The following is an 18,312-nucleotide window of genomic DNA, read 5'->3' on the forward strand; positions in this document are numbered from 1 at the left end:
GACCTCGGGAGTTTGCCTGTGAGATACTGGAGCGTTCTGTTCGCCCTGGTCTCGGTCCTCGCCGTTGCGACGTTCGTCTACGCCCCGTTCGACGACGACTGGTGGCTCCCCAGTTACCGAGCCACCAACGCCCAGTCGATCGCGACCCTGGAGGAGATCCAGAGCCAGGCCCCCAGGGCCGCGGCCTCCCTGGTCCCTCTCCGCGATCTCGACGGCCCGGCCACTCCCGAACAGCTCGAAACGGTCGAGCAGACCCGGGCCTGGCTCAGCCTCCAGTCGGCCCGCTTGAACCAAGCCATCCATGCGAACTTCCTGACCACCCGGTCTCGGGCCCTGGAAAGCCAGGCCGCCCAGACCCGGGCCGCCGTCATCGAGGCCCGCAACCTCCTCGGCGCTCCCGAAGGAGCCGAGGCGATCGATCAGGCCGTCTCCGAGCTGGGCCGCTTCGAAGCGATGGCCGGCGACGCGCTCGCCACCGTCGTCGAGCCGGGAGGATCGCTACGGGCCACCGTCTCCACCGCGGCCGGTCAGATCGATCACCTGTACATCCTTTTGCTCGTGATCACGGGCCTCACCTTCATCGGCGTCGCCATCGCGCTGGTGGTCGTCCTCTGGCGGTTCCGCGCCCAGCCGGGCCGACGCGCCCATTATTCGCACGGCAGCCTCCGCCTGGAGATCATCTGGACGGTCATCCCCGCCGCCATCCTCGTCTTCATCGCGCTCTATCAACTTCGAGCCTGGGCCGACATCAAGTTCCAGAGCACCTGGCCCGACGTTCGCCCCCTGGCCGAAGTCACGGCCCGCCAGTTCCAGTGGAAGATCCGCTACCCCGGCCCCGACGGCCGCTTCGGCACGAGCGACGACCTGCACACCATCAACGACCTGCACTTCGTCAAGGACGAACCGACGATCATCCACCTGAAGGCGGAAGACGTGATTCACTCCTTCTTCCTCCCGCAGTTGCGCATCAAGCAAGACGCCGTTCCGGGCATGACGATTCCCGTCCTCTTCGACGCTCGCAAGGCCGGCCGCTACGAGCTGCTCTGTGCCGAGCTGTGCGGCTGGGGACACTACAAGATGCGTGCCCAGGTCATCGTTCACGAATCCCAGGACGAATTCGACGAGTGGATGGCCCAGTCGCTCCGCGAACAAGACAGCAGCGACCCAACCGCCTCCCCGGCTTCGGCCGATGTCGCCACCGCCTCCGGCCTCCGAGTGGAGTGAGCCCCCCATGAGCACCGACCCGCAGGATCTCGGACCGACCGACCAGCCGGCTCCCTCGTCGGCCGATGCCGTCTCGCCCGGCCCCGACTCCGGTCATGCCCCCGGGCTGATCCCCTCCAGCGGCCACGCGCCGGGGCACGACGAGCACATCCACCCGGCCCCCCGCAACCCGCTCTTTCGGTACGTCTTCTCGACCGACCACAAGATCATCGGCATCCAGTTCCTCTTCTCAGGGCTGATCTTCTTCGTCATCGGCGGTCTGCTCGCGCTGGCGATTCGCTGGCAACTGGCCTGGCCCTGGGCCGACATGCCCCACCTCAGCGACGCGCTCTGGAGCTCCCAGGGCGGCATGATGCCCCCGGAGTTCTACAACAAGCTCGTGACCATGCACGGGACGATCATGATCTTCTTCGTGATCATCCCCATCCTCACCGGGGCCTTCGGAAACTTCCTCATCCCGCTCATGATCGGGGCTCGGGACATGGCCTTCCCGACCCTGAACATGCTTTCCTACTGGTTCATGTGGCCGGCCTTCGTCCTCATCCTCTACTCCTTCGCCGTGCCCGGCGGGGCCTCCGAGGCCGGCTGGACCGGCTATCCCCCCCTGGCCAGCTTTTTCTGGTCAACCCCCGGCTCGCTCAATGGGCAAACCATCTGGCTGATGGCCTTGCTCTTCGCGGGGGTTTCGTCGTTGATGGGATCGATCAACTACATCACGACGATCCTCATGCTTCGCGCCCCGGGCATGACCCTCTTTCGCATGCCGATGACCGTCTGGGCCATGTTCGTCACCGCCTTGCTCCAGGCGTTCGCGTTGCCGGTCCTGACCTCGGCCCTCATCATGCAACTACTCGACCGTACGGTCGGCACGAACTTCTTCACCCCGCCCGACTGGTCGGTCGCCGGCGGTCCCGAGCGGGTCGGCGGTGGCCACCCCTTGCTCTGGCAACACCTGTTCTGGTTCTACAGCCACCCGGCGGTTTACGTGATGATCCTCCCGGCCATGGGGATCGTCTCCGACATCATCTCGACCTTCAGCCGTAAGCCGCTGTTCGGCTACAAGCCTATGGTCTTCGCCGTCGGCGGCATTGCCTTGCTCGGCTTCATCGTCTGGGGACACCACATGTTCCAGTCGGGAATGAATCCGGCCCTCGGGGCCACCTTCATGCTCTCGACCATGCTCATCGCCTTGCCCTCGGCCATCAAAACGTTCAACTGGCTGGGCACGATGTGGGGCGGGAGCATCCACTTTACCTCGGCCATGCTCAACGCCATCGCCTTCGTGGCCATGTTCGTCATCGGCGGCCTGTCCGGCATCTTCATGGCCGCCACCCCGACCGACATCCACATCCACGACACCTATTTCATCGTCGCCCACATCCACTACGTCCTGTTCGGCGGCAGCACCTTCGGCATCTTTGCGGCACTCTTTTACTGGTTTCCGAAGATGTTCGGCCGCATGATGAACGAGACGCTCGGTAAGATTCACTTCGTCCTCTCGTTCCTCTTCTTCAACGGCACCTTCTTCCCAATGCACATTGTCGGCATGCACGCCCAACCGCGCCGCTACGCCGACTACACCGGCTACGAACTGTTCAACAACGACGCGATCATCGGCATGAACCAGTTCATGACCATCTGCGCGATCGGTCTTGGCTTGGCACAGCTCATCCTTGTCTACAATTTCTTTGCCAGCCTGATCGCCGGGCGCAAGGCCACCGCCAACCCCTGGTACGCCAACTCCCTGGAATGGCAAACCGCTTCGCCGCCGCCGCACTACAATTTCGCCCGTATCCCGACGGTCTACCACCCGGCCTACGAGTACAGCTTGCCCGAGTTTGAAGCCGATTACCTGCCGCAAACCGAGCCGAGACCCTCGGAGTCCGAGCCGCTCGACTCGGTCATGGCCTGACAACGCTTCCCTTTCGCAAGCCCATGCCCGGCCCTTTGAAACCTCAAAGGCCGGGCCCGTGTCCGAGTCCTCTCCCAATCCTCTCCGCCCGGATCGTCCCGAGCCGAACCAGGTTCCTTCCATGGACCCATCGAACGACGCTTCCCGATCTCCGGCTTCCCCCACCGGGCCGACCCCTTACCAGGCCGGTCCCTACTGGGTTGCGCTGCTGGCGACCGCCGTGACCTGGCCCTTGCTCTTCGTCGGCGGCTTGGTGACGACCTACCGCGTCGGCATGGCCGTGCCCGACTGGCCCACGACGTTCGGCATCAACATGTTCCTGTATAACTTCTGGACCTCCTCCTGGGGCGTCTACATCGAGCATGCCCACCGCTTGCTCGGCTCCTTCGCGGGGATCGGCTGCATCATCCTGGCCTTCTGGTTCACCGGCGCCGCCGGTTGGCGGACCTGGCGGGCAGCGGGGGTTGCCGTCGCTGGGGCGGTCGCCCTGGCCGCGGCCCTGATCGGCCTGGCCGGCACCGAATCGTTCCTGGCGGTGATCATTGCCCTGGGAATCGCCGGATCGCTGCTGTCCCTCTGGTACGCCGCCGTCGAGCGCAAGGGGCTGCCCGCCCTCGGCTGGCTCGCCTTAACGGCCGTCATCCTTCAGGGAGCCCTCGGCGGCTATCGGGTCCGCCTCAACTCGACCGACCTGGCCGCCGTCCACGGTTGCACCGGTCAGGCCTTTTTCGCCCTCATGGTTGCCCTCTGCGTCATCACCGGACGCCGCTGGCGATCGGCCGAACCGAAGTTGCCCGACACCCTTCACCTGCGCGGCCTGACCTTCGGCGTGGCCGTCCTCGTGTATACTCAAATCGTCGCCGGCGCGCTGCTCCGACACCGAAGTCTTGGCCTGGAAGTCCACAGCACCCTGGCGGTGGTCGTGTTGCTGGCCGTGGTGGCGATTTCGTGGATGGTCCTGAAGCGTCGGGCCGTGTATCCTGGTCTTGCCCCATCTGCCCGGGCCATGATCGCCCTGGTCGTTGTGCAAGTGACGCTCGGCATCGCCTCCTGGTGGGTCCTTCGGCCGTTCGACGGCATCCCCCGCCCGGTCACCCGAGGCCAGGCCGTTGTTCGCACCGCCCATCAGGCCAACGGCGCCTTGTTGCTCGCCGCCTCGACTGTCCTCGCGCTTCGAGCGTCCCGACAGTTTCGATCCGCCCGGACCTCTGAATCGTCCTTGACCCCGACCGCTCCCGCTTCGCGCGACCTGGAGGCCGCGATCCGATGAACACGGCCACGCCGATCGCTCCCCCGGCCTCCGATGCCCGACCGCGTCCCGTCCCCGTCGAGGTGACGCGTGACCGCGGCGTATCGGCCGCGGCCACCCCCCGAGCAATCGACGATTACATCGCCCTGACAAAGCCGAAAATCGTCTTCCTCGTCCTTGTGACCGTCACCGTCGGCTATCTGCTCGGGGCCCGAGGCGGCTCGTCCCCCCTCTGGCTGGCCGCCACCCTGCTCGGAACCGCCCTCGTCGCCGCCGGCGGCAGTGTCTGGAACCAGGTCATCGAACGTTCCCGAGACGCCCGGATGCGCCGCACCGCTCGCCGCCCGTTGCCAAGCGGGCGAATCGGCTTGAACCCTGCTGCGCTCTTCGGTTCGGTCCTGACTCTGCTGGGCCTGGTCATCCTCGCCCTCGGGCCGCACCCAATTGCCGCGGCCGTGGCCGGCGTGACCTTCGTTCTCTATGCCTTCGTCTATACCCTGCTCAAGCCGGTCACGACCCTGAATACGGCCATCGGCGCCGTGCCGGGAGCCCTGCCACCTGTCATCGGCTGGGCCGCGGCCACCGGGCAGCTCAGCATCGAGGCCTGGGCCCTGTTCCTTATCGTCTTCCTCTGGCAGTTCCCGCACTTCCTGGCCATTGCCTGGATCTACCGAGACGACTACGCTCGGGGCGGCCACCGCATGCTCCCCTGTGTCGATCCCTTCGGCGTTCTGACCGCTCGTCAGGCCGTCGGGCATGCCCTGGTCCTCGTGCCGGTCGGCCTCCTGCCGGTGGCGATCGGCCTGGCCGGGCCGTTTTACTTCGTCGGGGCCTTGCTCCTGGGCCTCTACTACCTGGCCGGGGCGGTGCGGTTCTGGCAGCATGTGTCCGACGCGACGGCCCGACGCCTGCTCGGTGCCTCGTTCCTCTACCTGCCCGCAATCCTGCTCCTGCTCCTGCTCAACCCGCTGCCGGCCTGAGCCGAGCCGACTTGGCTTGCTCCGGGCCGATTTGAGACGCGACGTGCCCGGCCCGATCCGGGTCTCCTCACGCAACGGAACGACCGATGGCCGAGACACCCCCCTTTGGCGAGGAACCGACCGGCGCTCCTCACGACCACGAGCACCCCTCCGCCGGTCATTCGGGGCACCCCAGCCCGCCGCCCGCTACCCCCGGCAAGGTGGCCCTGTGGCTCTTTCTCGCCACCGAGGTCATGTTCTTCACCGGCCTGATCGGCTCGTACGTGGTCCTCCGCGCGGGCAGCCCTCCCGCCTCGTACAGCAACCTGTTTGCCCCCGAAACCGACCTGACCAACCGGCAAGACGCCCAGGGAGTCGTCCTCGTCCAGGCCGGCCCCGACGAAGCCGCCGTCGTCGAGACCATCCAGAACGCCACCGGCTCGCCGATCGAGGAGGTCGAGCACCTTGTCGAATCCGCCCACGACCTCGGGGCCGCCGTCGTCCTGGTCGATTCTCCCTACTCCCCGGCCGATGTCGGCGACCTTTACCGACGCCTCCAGGCCCTCGGGGCCGAGGTCCGCATCGACAACCTCGAATCCTACTCCTGGCCCGAGCCGTATCAGGTTCTGGTCAACCCGCTCAGCATCGACCTCACGGCAATCAATACGTTCATCCTCATCTGCTCCTCGGTCACGATGGTCCTGGCCCTCGCCGCCATCCAGCGTGGCGATAAAGTTCGCCTCTCCCTCTGGCTGTTGGCGACCATCCTGATCGGCTCAACCTTCCTGAGCATTCAGATTTACGAATATTACCAGTTGATGGTCGGCCACCAGTATTCGGTCGGCGTCAGCGAGACCGGGCATTTCCGCCCCTCGGTCAGCCTTTTTGCATCTGCCTTCTTCACCATGACCGGCTTCCACGGAGCCCACGTCACCGGAGGCGTGATCGCCCTGACGATCATCTGGCTCCGCTCCCTCTTTGGCGGCTACACTCAGCAAAACCACGCGCCGGTCGAGCTGGCCGGGCTGTACTGGCACTTCGTCGACCTCGTCTGGATCATCCTGTTCACGGTCGTTTACCTGATCTGACGGAATTCCGCCGAGGCCAATCGGGCCGATCCCGCGCACCGTGCTTGATTCTTGATTTCGGAGGAAAGGCCCGCATGGACCCGACCGGAACCCCCTCGACGATCGTCGTCAGCCAGACCGAGCAGACCTCTCACGTCAAGGTCTACCTGCGCGTCTTTCTCGCCTTGCTCGTGCTGACGATGGCCGAGTACTTCTACGCCAAGGCACTTGCCGGCGCATCGGCCTGGCTCCTGATCGGCGGCCTCATGGTCATTGCCATCGTCAAGGCCGGGCTGGTCGGCCTGTTCTTCATGCACCTTTTATTCGAAGGACGTTGGAAGTACCTCGTCCTCCTCCCGACGACCTTCCTGGCCACCGTTACCGTTCTGGGCCTGGTCCCCGACATGGCCTTGCCCCCCGGCGAGCCCGACCCCAACCCCGCCGCGCCGATCGCCGCCAGTCCCGAGCAACCCTGACCGCCCTGCCGACCGATCCTCCCTCCCGCCCTCGCCGCGCCTCGTACAATACTCCCGGAGCGGCGAAGGGACGTCCCTCCCCCCCATGTGCCGGCCTCGCGTTGCTCCTTGGTTTCGCCCCACGACCGCCCTCAACACCCACTGGGCTCGCCTCCGCGAGCATCCTGACGTGAGCAGCTCCTACCGCATCGGCATTGGCATTGTGCTGGCGACGGTCGCCGCCTCCGCCCTCGTCTGTTTCGTCCTGACCGACCCGTACCCGCCGATTCGGTCCGGCTACGATCTCGGCGAGGCGTCCAATCCCCTCGGCTCCTTCGCCTTCACCGAACGCTCCGGACGCGAAGTCACCGACGCCGACCTGGCCGACCACGTCTGGGTGGCCGCCTTCGTCTTCAGCCGATGTCCGTCGAGCTGCCCCCGGATCTCGGGCGAAATGGCCAAACTTCAGGCCGAACTCCCCGGCGATTCCCCCGTTCGCCTCGTCAGCATCACGGTGGACCCGGAATACGATACCCCGGAAGTCCTCACCGACTTCGCCCGCCGTTACGGGGCCGATCCCGACCGCTGGTGGTTCCTCACCGCTCCGCAGGATTACACCTACGAATTCGTCGAACGCGGCTTCCTCCAGAGCGTCGCCGAGGCCACCGAGGACGACCTCGCCTCCGGTGCCGAGGACATCCTGCACAGCACAAAGCTCGCCCTGGTCGATCGTGGCAACCGGGTCGTCGGCGTCTTCGACATTGGCGACGAAGTGGGCATGGAGCGCCTCCGTGAACGCCTCGCTTACCTCTCGGCTCCCGAATGGGCTCGCGGCCTCCCGGCCGTCAACGCCTCGCTCAACGGAACCTGCGCGGTCTTGCTCATCCTCGGCTGGATCTTGATCCGCTCGGGCAACGTCCGGGGCCACACCATCGCTCAGGTGGCCGCCCTGACCCTCTCGGCAGTCTTCCTGGCCTTCTATCTCGTGTATCATGCCCAGGTCGGCAGTGTGAAGTTCGCCGGCGTCGGCCCGGCCCGGCCGACCTATTTCTCCATCCTGCTCTCGCACACGATTCTCGCCGTCGTCATGGTGCCGATGATCCTGATCACAGTCGTTCGAGCCCTCCGCAAGCGGTTCGACCGCCACCGCGTCATCGCCCAGGTCACCTTCCCGATCTGGGTCTACGTCTCGATTACCGGCGTCGTCATTTACCTCATGCTCTACCAGATGGACTTCTCCTCGGCCGCCCCGGCGGTCGCGGGCCTCTGAACCGATCGGGAGCCGACCATGACCCTTCGGTCCATCCTCCGCCTCGGCCTCCTCGCCTCAGCCTTGATCCTCCCGCTCGCGGCCAGTTCCTCCGCCTCCGCCTGCCCGAACTGCAAGTCGGGCCTTGCCGTCGAGGAATCCGAGGGCAGCCGCGGCGACTTTGCCACCGGCTTCTCGCGCAGCATTGTCCTCATGCTGGCCATGCCCTTCGCCATGCTCGGCGTCGGCACCGTCGCCGTCGTCCGTTTGGCCCGCAAGGGGAGTATTCCCCAGCTCTGATGGTCTGCCTGACTCCTTTGATCGACCGAACCCTGGAGCCGAGCGTGATTTCCCTCGGCCCCAGGGCCTTCGATCACCCTCTCAGCTTGCCCATCGGCGTGTTCGCCGCCAGGTCCTCGACCATCTCCTCCACCGCGAAGCCGATCGCCGCTCGCCAGTCCTCTCCGAACCGCTCGCGCAGCTCGGGACGCTCATACGCAAAGATAATCCCCCGCGAGCAATTCACGATCGCCCCCAGGCCGTCCGCATCGCACCCGGCGGCCACGTCGGCGGCCGTCCCGCCCTGAGCCCCGTAGCCGGGAATCAGGAACAAAATGCCCGGCATCGCCTCCCGAAGCTCCGCCAGTTGCTCCGGATAGGTCGCCCCCACCACCGCGCCGATCGCGCTGTACCCCGACTCCCCCTTCAACGGCTCAGCCCAACCGACCAGCCGATCGGCCACATGCCGGTAAATCGGCTTCCCGTCGGCGATCAGGTCCTGAAACTCCCCGGCCGACGGGTTGCTCGTCCTCACCAGCACGAACAGGCCGCGCCCTCGTTCCCCCGCCACCTTTGCAAAGGGCGTAACCCCATCGCTCCCCAGATACGGATTGATCGTCAGGGCATCCCCTTGCCAGGCCGGCCCCTTTTGCTCATCAATCGGCGGATGCCCGAGATATCCTCTCGCATACGCCTCGGCCGTCGAGCCGATATCGTTCCGCTTGCCGTCGATGATCACGAACAGCCCCCGCCGTTTTGCGTCGGCCGCGCTCGCGTGCAAGGCCGACACCCCCGCCGGCCCGAACTCCTCATAAAACGCCGACTGAAACTTCACCGCCGGCACTTTCCCGGCCACGACCCCCAGAATCTCCTCCCCAAACGCCAGCAAACTCCGCGCGATCCCCTCGGCCGACTTCGGGAACCGCTCAGCGATTTCCCTCGGAAATTGCTTCGGTCGCGGGTCGATCCCCACCACCACCCCGTTGCCCACCTCGCGCATCTTGGCGATCAACCGATCCGCAGCGTTCGTCACGATCTCTCATCCCCGGCCGAGGCCGCATTGACAGGGCCCCGGAACTCTTTAGAATACGAGCACCGAATCGCTTGCATCCTAGGGTTCGTGACCCCACTTGACCAGCCCGGTCATTCTCACGCCCCCGCCTTGCGGATGCCGATTCTGCCGAGTTCCCCTCGATCTCCATCGTGGGGCCCCTCGGGATCGGGGCGTAGCGCAGCCTGGTTAGCGCGCCTGCTTGGGGTGCAGGAGGTCGGCCGTTCAAATCGGCTCGCCCCGACTCAACACCAGCCGAACCCATCGAGGCCCGCTTCCCCCCGTGGGATGCGGGCCTCGATCCGTTCCGTTCGGGCTCCTGATCTCTCAAACCGTCAGCCTGCGGTTGGTCCGACCTCAGGCCGTACGGTCCTTCGAGGAAGGCGGGCGAAGTAGACGCCCAGGTAAAGCGAGAGCAGGGCGGCGAACAGGCACCAGATGGAGAAGAAGGCGTAGCCGAAGGCGATCTGACTGACCAGCGACGAGGCGAGTACGGCCGCGCCAAACCCCTGAAGACGGCGGTCGGAGAAGGCGAACGGGAGGATGATGATTGCCAGGTATATTCCACGAAGCACCATCTCGGGAACCACCCGAAAAATTGGAAGGTCCCCGAGCTGGTAGTGGATCGAATGCCGGATCACTTCAATGACGAGCAACCGTTCGGGCTCGAAGATGAGGGGAAGCCAGAGGCCCGCTCCGACCCCGATCCCCAGCAACAGCAGGAGCAGGACGAACGGCCGCCCTCTCCGTTCGAAGAGCGCAACACTGAACGGGATCCATGCGGGCCAGAGCCAGAACGCGAAGAACAGATACGCCAGCGCGGCGGGTGAATCCGGTCGACTTGCCCCGCGATTCAGTTCGAGCCACACAAACCCCTCACACGCTTGCTGAACCCCGAAGATCAGGGGGATCGCCGCGAGGGCCAGCTTCGCCGGTTCCTTGCGAACCGCTTCTCGCACGCAAGAAAGCCCGACCGGCATCAGAACGGCCGCGGCCCCGAAGCTCGCTTCTGCGCTCATGCACACAGACAATCCCTTCTCGCGGCCATGTTGCCGCATCGTTGCGAATAGCTACGCCCTCCGTCAGGAGGTCTTCGCCCTTCGGGTCATCCTTGCAAAGGAGGCTTCCCCAGAAGCGTCGGCGCGATCCCTGGGTTTCGGGAAACGAAACGTCTCGCGCGCTGCAACCGAACGCCCCAACCAAATTGTAAGCAACCGTTGAAGGATAGCGAGCCCTTCGATCGAGTTGAAGAGGCTCATTCGGAAATCCGCTCCCAGAAGATTCGACCAGTCGACGAACCGCTCGCCTCAGCATCACCCTTACGGGTCAGTCAACGTCCGGATCTCGGATCAGCGGGACCGGTGTATCGACCTGTCCGGCCGGACGCTGATTCGCTCCCGGCCGGTCGGTGTCACCGAGATCCTGATGGGCCGTTTCGGCCAGCGCCGAGAGTTGGCGAACCACCTGGGGATGATCGTCGGCGCGGTCGAGGGTTTCACCCGGGTCGATCGCCACATCAAACAGAGCAGGGCGGCCCGGCTCCAGGGCGGGATGGGGACGCCTCGCCCCTTCGTCGAGCGGCAGATACAGCTTCCACGGCCCCGATCGAACCGCCTGCAACTGCGGACCATCGTAGTAGAAGAAGGCAACCGTCGGCGATCGAGCCCCGGGCGTTCCGACGAGCAAGGGGCGAATGTCGAACCCATCGAGGTGGCGATCCCGGGGAGGCTCGACCCCGGCCAGGGCCGCGAAGGTGGGCAGCAGATCGAGCGTCGAGGCGAGTTCCTCGCACGTCGATCCCGCCGGAATCGTTCCCGGCCACCGGGCGAGGCAGGGGACCCGCATCCCTCCCTCGGCCGTCGAGTAGCCCCAGCCGGCCATCGGGGCGTTGCGTCCTTGCGGCGGATTGCGTCGCGGCGCTCCGTTGTCCGAGGTCCAGATCACCAGCGTTTGCTCATTCAACCCAAGGTCCTGCAGCGTCTCGATCACCTGGCCGAGCGACCAGTCCAGCTCCTCGACCGCGTCGCCGTACGGCCCGTTGGCCGATCGGCCTCGAAATGCTTCGCTCGCAAACGGGGCCGAGGTCGAACCGGGCATCGTGTGCGGCATGTACACGAAAAACGGCCGGTCGCGGTGCTGCGTCATGAACGCAATCGCCTCCTCGGTGCAGCGTTTCACCAGCGTGTTGCGATCGACCGGGGCCTCGATCACCTCCTCATCCCTGAGCAAGGGCAGGGGGGGCCATCCACGTTCCTTCGCAACCGGAAGCGTATGCACCATGTCATCGCTGTAGGGGATGCCGAAAAACGTGTCGAACCCTTGCCGGGTCGGTAAGAACTCGGGCTGGTCCCCCAGATGCCACTTGCCGAAGATTCCGGTCGCGTAACCCGCCTCGCGCAAGACCTCGGCCATCGTCACCTCATCCGGATGCAGGCCGGTCACGGATCGCGGCCTCAGCACCCGCCCTCCCTCGTGATCCTCGTGCATCGACACCCGCCTCGGGTAGCATCCGGTCATCAAGCTCGCCCGGCTAGGAGTGCAAACCCCCGAGGTCACATAAAAGTGGGTCAATTTCATCCCCTCGGCGGCCATCCGGTCGAGATGAGGGGTCCGATGCACCTTCGATCCGAACGGCCCAATATCTCCATATCCGAGATTATCGACCGAAACGACCACCACGTTCGGCGGCCGAACCTCGGTTGCCCGTAAGCCCTCGCTCCCCGCGACACTCACGACCAGCCCCAGCACGAATCCGGCACACGACCGCGTCCAGCCCCCGAAGCTCATCATTCTCATCCCCGATTCTCGAACCGGCCATTCCCCAACCGGGTCGTTGCATCTGGTTGATGGAGCGCAAACCACCGCCCGAAGGTATCGCGTCCCCGATCGTCCGCACAACCGTTCTGCCCCGATTCGCTCCTCCTCCCCTCGCCGACCTCGACCCGACACGCATCAAGACACGCCTGGACCCTGGGCGCCCCGCCCGTTACGATTCAAGGTTCACCGAGTCTCAAGCGATTGTCAAACAAGCCCACGACCGAAACGAACCTCCCTGCCGGCTGATTGATCGAGCCGATTCGGCAGGGGCCTCGGTCGAACAGGAGGCGCCGCTGTGCCTGGACGGAACGTAGGCTGGGTCGGATGGGCAATGCTGGGTCTGGTCCTTGCACTCGCCGGGATGACCGCCAATCGGCTTCAGGCTGACGCAGACGCCGAGTCTGCCGCCGAGGACGATCCTCCCGTCTTCGACACCCTCGCCGCCGACTTCGACCGGGTCGCCGCCCCTGTCATCCAGTCGTTCTGCCTCGATTGCCACGACTCGGCCATCGCCGAGGCCGACATCGCCCTCGAACGCTTCGACGGAATCGACGACCTCCGCGCCGCCGTCCCGGTCTGGCAAAAGGTCGCCCGAATGCTCGACCTCGGTGAGATGCCTCCCCCCGGTGCCGAACCGATTCCCCCGGCCGACCGCGACCGCCTCCGCGACTGGATCGACCGCCTGCTCCGCGCCGAGGCCCAGGCCAGTGCCGGCGACCCCGGCCCGGTCGTCCTCCGTCGCCTCTCAAACGCCCAGTACACCCACACCATCCGCGACCTGACCGGCCTCGACCACCTCGACCCCACCCGAGAATTCCCCACCGACAGCGCCGCCGGCGAAGGCTTCACCAACGCCGGGGCCGCGATGGTCATGTCCCCCTCGCTCCTGGAAAAGTACCTGGAGGCCGCCAAGCAGATCACCGAGCATGCCGTTCTGCTGCCCGATGGCTTCCGCTTCTCCTCCGGCACCTCCCGGCGCGACTGGACCGACGAGGCCGTTGCCCGGATCAAAACCTTCTACTCCCGATTCACCGCCGACAGTGGCGGCACTCCCGTCAATCTTCAAGGCATTGTCTTTGCCACGAACGAAGGGGGGCGGCTGCCGCTCGAACGCTATTTCGAGGCCCTGCTTGAACACCGCGACGCCCTCCGCAACGGCGACCGCTCGATCGAGTCCGTCGCGGCCGATCGCGGCCTCAGCCCCCGCTACCTCCGCCTGCTGCTCGACACCCTCGACCACGCACCCGACTCCCCCTCACCCCTGTTCGATCCGCTCCGCGATGCCTGGCGATCGGCCCGTCCCGGCGATGCCGAGCGCCTGACCGTTCTGATCGCTCCCTGGCAAAACAGCCTCTGGCGGTTCAACAGCGTCGGGCATCTCGGCAAGGTCGGCGGCCCGACCGCCTGGATGGAGCCGGTATCTCCTCTCGTCGATCGCCACGAGATCCGCCTTGCGCTGCCCGAAGCCTCCGCCATCGAGGGGGATGAGATTCTCCTCACGCTTGCCCTTACCGACGCGGGCGACGGCTCGACCGACGACCTCGCCGTCTGGGAACGCCCCCGGATCGTCACCCCCGGCCGCCCCGATCTGCCGCTCCGCGACCTCCGCGCCGTCGCCCGGCGACTCCAGGTCGGTCGAGACGAAGCCCTCTCCCACGCCTTCGCCTGTCTCGACGCCGCCTTCGAAGCGACGCGCGCCCCCCATCCCGCCGACCTCGACACCCTCGCCGCCGACCGAGGCCTCCCCCGGCACGTCCTCGACCCCTGGTTCGCGTACCTCGGCATCGGCGTCGGCCCGCCGGAGATTCCGGCCGAAGCGCTGCTCGCCACTCCGATCCGAAACGGCGGCGGCTACGACTTCGTCCGCGGCTGGGGAGCCCCCGACCTGCCCAACGCGGTGGCCAACTCCTCCGATCAACACGTCCGCATTCCGGGAAATCTTCGCCCCCACAGTGTCGCGGTCCATCCGTCTCCGGAACTCCGGGTCGCCGCCGGATGGCGCAGTCCGATCGCCGGGTCGATCTCGATTTCCGGAGCCGTTCAGCACGCCCACCCCGAATGCGGCAACGGCGTCTCCTGGCAACTCGAACTCCGACGCCCCGGCACGCGCCGACGACTCGCCAACGGCACCGCCCAGGGAACCGCTTCCGTCCCCATCGGCACCTTCGACCAACTTCCGGTCCAGCCCGGCGACCTCGTCATCCTCAGCATCGGCGCACGAGACGGCAACCATTCCTGCGACCTCACCGCCGTTGATCTGACCATCACCTCCGGCGCATCCTCCTGGGATCTGGCCGCCGACGTCTCTCCCGATCTCGACGCCGGCAACCCCCACGCCGACCGCCTCGGCCACGCCGCGGTCTGGCACTTCTTCACCGAACCCGATTCGGGCGCCTCGTCCGATGCGACGATCCCCGTCGGTTCCTTGCTCGCCCAGTGGCAAGACGCCCCCGACCTCGACACGGCCCGCCAGATCGCCCATCAGATCCAGACCTTGCTCGACGACGGCCCTCCCGAGGCCGCCGATGCGCCCGACACCGCCCTCTATCGCCAGCTCACCTCGCTCCGAGGCCCGCTCCTGTCCCGGCTCGGTCTCCAGGAAGATGGTCCGACCCACCTTCCCGCCGTCGCCGACGCGGCCGACGCCCCCGAGGTTGGCCTCGATCCCGACCGCTTCGGCCTCGATCCCGACGGCCAGCCGATCGACCCCCTGAGCCTCGGCGTTCGAGCCCCGTCCTCGATCACCCTCCGACTCCCCGCCGAACTGGTCGCCGGCTCCGAATTCGTCGCCGAGGGGCGTCTTCTCTCCGCCGCCGGCACAGAGGCCAGCGTCCAGTTCCTCGCCACCCTCGGGCCGCTTGATCTCCCCGCCGGGCCGAAGCCCGACCGACCCATCGTCACCGCCGAAGGCAGCCCGGCCCGCGATCGGCTTGCAAGCGATCTCGACGCCTTCCGCAACCTGTTCCCCCCGGCCCTGTGCTACTCGCAGATCGTCCCGGTCGATGAAGTCATCACACTGATGCTCCACTACCGGGAAGATCACCATCTCCGTCGGCTCCTGCTCGACGACGCACAGGCCGCCGAGCTGGATCGGCTCTGGGACGAGCTGCGCTTCATCAGCCACGACGCCTTCGTCACCGTCGATGCCTTCCAGCAGCTCCTCGAATACGCCTCTCAGGACGGCGATCCGAGCCTCTTTGAACCGCTCCGCAAGCCCATCGAAGCCCAGGCCGAGGCCTTCCGCGCGGCCCTCATTACGGCCGAGCCTCGCCATCTCGATGCGCTGCTCGACTTCGCCGCCCTGGCCTACCGTCGCCCGCTCGACGACGCTGATCGCCAGGAATTGATCCGCCTCTACGAATCGCTCCGCGAGGAATCGCTCTCGCACGACGACGCCTTCCGCCTCACCCTCGCCCGCGTCCTCGTTGCGCCGAGCTTCCTCTACCGGATCGAGACGGCCCCGCCGGTCGAGGGTCCGGCTCCGCTGTCCGACTGGGAACTGGCGAGCCGCCTGAGCTACTTCCTCTGGTCCTCGGTCCCCGACGAGACGCTGCGCTCCCGAGCCGCCGCCGGAGAACTGACCGATCCCGACGTTCTCGCCGCCGAGACCCGTCGAATGCTCGACGACGACCGCGTTCGCCGCCTGGCCGAGGAGTTCGCCTGCCAGTGGCTCCAGGTCTACGACCTCCCCTCCCTCGACGAGAAAAGCGAGCGGCACTTCCCCACCTTCGCCGCGCTTCGGCCAGCCCTGTACGAGGAAACGATCCGCTTCTTCACCGACCTGTTCCGCAACGACCGCCCCGTCTCGACGATCCTCGACGCCGATTACACCTTCCTCAACGACGAGCTGGCCCAGCACTACGGCATCGACGGCATCGATGGCCCCGATTGGCGACGGGTTGACGGCATCCGGCGCTTCGATCGCGGCGGCATCCTCGGCCTTGGCTCCACCCTGGCCAAGCAGTCGGGCGCGTCGCGCACCAGCCCCATCCTCCGGGGGATCTGGGTCTCCGAGGTCCTCCTCGGCGAGCCCTTACCCAATCCCCCGAGCGATGTTCCCGACCTCCCCGACGACGAGGCCGACACCGACGGCCTGACCGTCCGGGAACTGGTCGAGCGGCACACCCAGGACCCCCGATGCTCCGGCTGTCATGCTCGCATCGACCCCTTCGGCTTCGCCCTCGAAGGCTTCGACGCCATCGGCCGGGCCCGCCAGTTCGACCTGGCCGATCGTCCCGTCGACACCCGCACCGTCCTGCCCGATCAGACCGCCATCGACGGCCTCGACGGCTTGCGCCAGTACCTTTTGACCGCTCGCCGCGACGACTTCACCCGCCAGTTTTGCCGCAAACTGCTCGGCTACGCCCTCGGCCGCGGCGTTCTGCTCTCCGACGAACCCCTGCTCGACGAGATGCAGCGCCAGCTTCAGGACCACGACGATCGCCTCTCGGCCGCCCTCGAAACCATCGTCCGCAGCCCCCAGTTCCGCCAGATCCGTGGACGAGGGCTCGCATCCACCGCTTCTCAAGAATAAATTCACGCGATTGTCCGAATCGGGATCGTCCGAATCGGGCGACCTTCTCCCATTCAATTCCACCATCCGACGACGTCCCCTATTCTTCCGCCCCAGGAGACGACCGATGAGCCTTCCCTTGCACTCCCGACGCAACTTCCTCCGAGGCGTCGGCGTCAGCATGGCCTTGCCCTGGCTGGAGTCGGTCCCGGCCTGGGCCGACGACGTGCCCCAGGCCGTTGCCACCGAAGGGCCTCCCGTTCGCCTGGCGGTCCTGTTCGCCGGCAACGGTTTCCACAGCAAGGAGTGGTGGGCCCGGGGGCAGGGGCGCGATATGGAGCTAGGGGCCGTCCTCGAACCCCTCACCGACTTCCGCGAGTCCCTTCTGTTCATTCGGGGGCTCTACAATGCCGAGGCCCTGAAGGGGAACATCCATAGCTCGCAGACCGGCAACCTACTGTCGGGCGCTCCGCTCGCCTCGGGCGGCGAGATCCGATCGGGCACCAGCTTCGATCAGGTCCTTGCCCAGCATGTCGGCTCCCGGACGAAGGTTCCCAGCCTCGTCCTCGGCTGCGAGAAGTCAAACCCATCGGTTCACAAGAACTATTCGATGCTCTACAGCTCCCACATCTCGTGGAGCTCTCCCACCACCCCGACCCCGCTCGAACTCTACCCCGCCCTCGCCTTCGACCGCCTGTTCAAGGACGAGCCCCGCGCCGGCGACAAGAGCGTGCTTGATTCCGTTCTGGCCGACGCTGGCGACCTCCGCCGCTCCATCAGCCTTTCCGATCGCCGGAAGTTCGACGAATACCTCGACTCGGTCCGCGAGGTCGAAACCCGGATCGCCCACGCCGGCCAACGCGGCGAGCTGCAAGGCTGGCGTCCCTCGCTCGATGCCCCCGACATTCCCCGCCCCCCCGACGGCATCCCCCAGGACATCGGCGAACACATGCGCCTGATGACCGACATCCTCGTCCTCGCCTTCCAGACCGACACCACCCGCGTCTGCTCGTTGAAGCTCAACAACGACCACAGCTCGCTCCGGTTCCCGAACCTTGGTGTCGATTACATGATCCACCATCTCCTCTCCCACACCGACAGCGCCGACTGGCTGAAGGTCAACCGCTTCTTCGTCGAGCAGATCGCCTACCTCGCCCGACGCCTCGACGCCATTCAGGAAGGCGAACGCACCGCGCTCGACAATTCGATGCTCGTCTTCTGCTCCAGCATGCTCACCGGCAACCACGAGGCGAACCAGCTCCCCGTCATCACCCTCGGCGGCGCCGGCGGTCGGCTCCAGGGCGGTCGCGTGCTCGACTACCTCGACTCTCCGAACCGCAAGATGTGCAGCCTTTTCCTCAGCCTCCTCGACAAGGCCGGCGTTCCCCTCGACGCCTTCGGCGACTCCAACGAGCCCCTCGCCGAGGTCTGATCGTCCCATCCTCCCCCTCTCCTCGACATCCCTCTGCCCCCCCCTTGCGGTCGCGCAGGGGGGCAGAGAGGGGGGGCCGTCGTCCGGCTGAGGGGGGCCGTTGCT

The 18,312-nt window shown here is 66.3% G+C and carries 13 protein-coding genes and 1 tRNA gene; 11 read left to right on the forward strand and 3 right to left on the reverse strand.

All coding sequences use genetic code 11. The annotated features are described in order from the left end of the window. The first annotated feature begins 18 nt into the window (after positions 1-18). The 8 genes from coxB to GA615_RS12500 all read left to right on the forward strand — a co-directional run bounded on the left by coxB (position 19) and on the right by GA615_RS12500 (position 8,415). Positions 19-1,224, forward strand: a complete 1,206-nt coding sequence (gene coxB, locus GA615_RS28160) for a cytochrome c oxidase subunit II (protein ID WP_235905376.1) — start codon at positions 19-21, stop codon at positions 1,222-1,224. A 7-nt stretch (positions 1,225-1,231) separates the two neighbouring features. Further along, positions 1,232-3,136 (forward strand): cytochrome c oxidase subunit I, encoded by a 1,905-nt coding sequence (locus GA615_RS12470; RefSeq protein ID WP_152051637.1) that lies wholly within the window; start codon positions 1,232-1,234, stop codon positions 3,134-3,136. A gap of 121 nt (positions 3,137-3,257) precedes the next feature. Continuing rightward, on the forward strand, positions 3,258-4,406 hold the full coding sequence (locus GA615_RS12475; protein ID WP_152051638.1) for a COX15/CtaA family protein: 1,149 nt from the start codon (positions 3,258-3,260) through the stop codon (positions 4,404-4,406). Continuing rightward, positions 4,403-5,365 carry a heme o synthase gene (gene cyoE, locus GA615_RS12480; protein ID WP_152051639.1) on the forward strand — a complete coding sequence of 321 codons (963 nt, stop codon included), beginning with the start codon at positions 4,403-4,405 and terminating at the stop codon, positions 5,363-5,365. Before GA615_RS12475 ends, cyoE begins: the two co-directional genes overlap by 4 nt. Positions 5,366-5,451: 86 nt before the next feature. Continuing rightward, positions 5,452-6,432, forward strand: coding sequence for a cytochrome c oxidase subunit 3 (locus tag GA615_RS12485; RefSeq protein ID WP_152051640.1), 981 nt, complete (start codon positions 5,452-5,454; stop codon positions 6,430-6,432). 74 nt (positions 6,433-6,506) lie between these two features. Next, on the forward strand, positions 6,507-6,887 hold the full coding sequence (locus GA615_RS12490; RefSeq protein ID WP_152051641.1) for a cytochrome C oxidase subunit IV family protein: 381 nt from the start codon (positions 6,507-6,509) through the stop codon (positions 6,885-6,887). Positions 6,888-7,056: 169 nt separating this feature from the next. Further along, complete coding sequence (locus GA615_RS12495; protein ID WP_152051642.1) at positions 7,057-8,136, forward strand: DUF420 domain-containing protein; 1,080 nt, start codon at positions 7,057-7,059, stop codon at positions 8,134-8,136. Between the two features lie 18 nt (positions 8,137-8,154). Then, positions 8,155-8,415 (forward strand): hypothetical protein, encoded by a 261-nt coding sequence (locus tag GA615_RS12500; protein WP_152051643.1) that lies wholly within the window; start codon positions 8,155-8,157, stop codon positions 8,413-8,415. 73 nt (positions 8,416-8,488) lie between these two features. Here the strand turns inward: GA615_RS12500 and pyrF are convergent, their stop codons facing one another. Next, positions 8,489-9,427, reverse strand: a complete 939-nt coding sequence (gene pyrF, locus GA615_RS12505; RefSeq protein ID WP_235905378.1) for an orotidine-5'-phosphate decarboxylase — start codon at positions 9,425-9,427, stop codon at positions 8,489-8,491. A 187-nt stretch (positions 9,428-9,614) separates the two neighbouring features. Between pyrF and GA615_RS12510 the strand changes: the two genes are divergently transcribed. Further along, positions 9,615-9,689 (forward strand) — tRNA-Pro (locus tag GA615_RS12510). Positions 9,690-9,780: 91 nt separating this feature from the next. On the opposite strand, the gene GA615_RS12515 is transcribed toward GA615_RS12510, so the two are convergent. Then, positions 9,781-10,464 carry a DUF6629 family protein gene (locus tag GA615_RS12515; protein WP_152051644.1) on the reverse strand — a complete coding sequence of 228 codons (684 nt, stop codon included), beginning with the start codon at positions 10,462-10,464 and terminating at the stop codon, positions 9,781-9,783. 307 nt (positions 10,465-10,771) lie between these two features. Beyond that, a complete protein-coding gene (locus GA615_RS12520) occupies positions 10,772-12,241 on the reverse strand; it encodes a sulfatase family protein (protein WP_152051645.1) in 1,470 nt (489 codons plus the stop codon). A 316-nt stretch (positions 12,242-12,557) separates the two neighbouring features. Here GA615_RS12520 and GA615_RS12525 point away from each other — a divergent pair, with 316 nt between their 5' ends. Both GA615_RS12525 and GA615_RS12530 read left to right on the forward strand, forming a co-directional pair. Then, positions 12,558-16,796: a DUF1592 domain-containing protein gene (locus GA615_RS12525; protein ID WP_152051646.1), complete on the forward strand. Its 4,239-nt coding sequence runs from the start codon at positions 12,558-12,560 to the stop codon at positions 16,794-16,796. A gap of 106 nt (positions 16,797-16,902) precedes the next feature. After that, complete coding sequence (locus tag GA615_RS12530) at positions 16,903-18,207, forward strand: DUF1552 domain-containing protein (protein ID WP_152051647.1); 1,305 nt, start codon at positions 16,903-16,905, stop codon at positions 18,205-18,207. Positions 18,208-18,312 lie beyond the last annotated feature (105 nt).

This window comes from Tautonia marina (genome assembly GCF_009177065.1).
GTDB classification, from domain to species: domain Bacteria; phylum Planctomycetota; class Planctomycetia; order Isosphaerales; family Isosphaeraceae; genus Tautonia; species Tautonia marina.

Excerpts from the sequence above, each read along its gene's own strand:
- GA615_RS12475 (WP_152051638.1), top strand. The coding sequence starts at position 3,258 with ATGGACCCATCGAACGACGCTTCCCGATCTCCGGCTTCCCCCACCGGG.
- cyoE (WP_152051639.1), top strand. The coding sequence starts at position 4,403 with ATGAACACGGCCACGCCGATCGCTCCCCCGGCCTCCGATGCCCGACCG.
- GA615_RS12500 (WP_152051643.1), top strand. The coding sequence starts at position 8,155 with ATGACCCTTCGGTCCATCCTCCGCCTCGGCCTCCTCGCCTCAGCCTTG.
- GA615_RS12520 (WP_152051645.1), bottom strand. The coding sequence starts at position 12,241 with ATGAGAATGATGAGCTTCGGGGGCTGGACGCGGTCGTGTGCCGGATTC.
- GA615_RS12485 (WP_152051640.1), top strand. The coding sequence starts at position 5,452 with ATGGCCGAGACACCCCCCTTTGGCGAGGAACCGACCGGCGCTCCTCAC.
- GA615_RS12470 (WP_152051637.1), top strand. The coding sequence starts at position 1,232 with ATGAGCACCGACCCGCAGGATCTCGGACCGACCGACCAGCCGGCTCCC.
- GA615_RS12515 (WP_152051644.1), bottom strand. The coding sequence starts at position 10,464 with ATGAGCGCAGAAGCGAGCTTCGGGGCCGCGGCCGTTCTGATGCCGGTC.
- GA615_RS12490 (WP_152051641.1), top strand. The coding sequence starts at position 6,507 with ATGGACCCGACCGGAACCCCCTCGACGATCGTCGTCAGCCAGACCGAG.
- GA615_RS12530 (WP_152051647.1), top strand. The coding sequence starts at position 16,903 with ATGAGCCTTCCCTTGCACTCCCGACGCAACTTCCTCCGAGGCGTCGGC.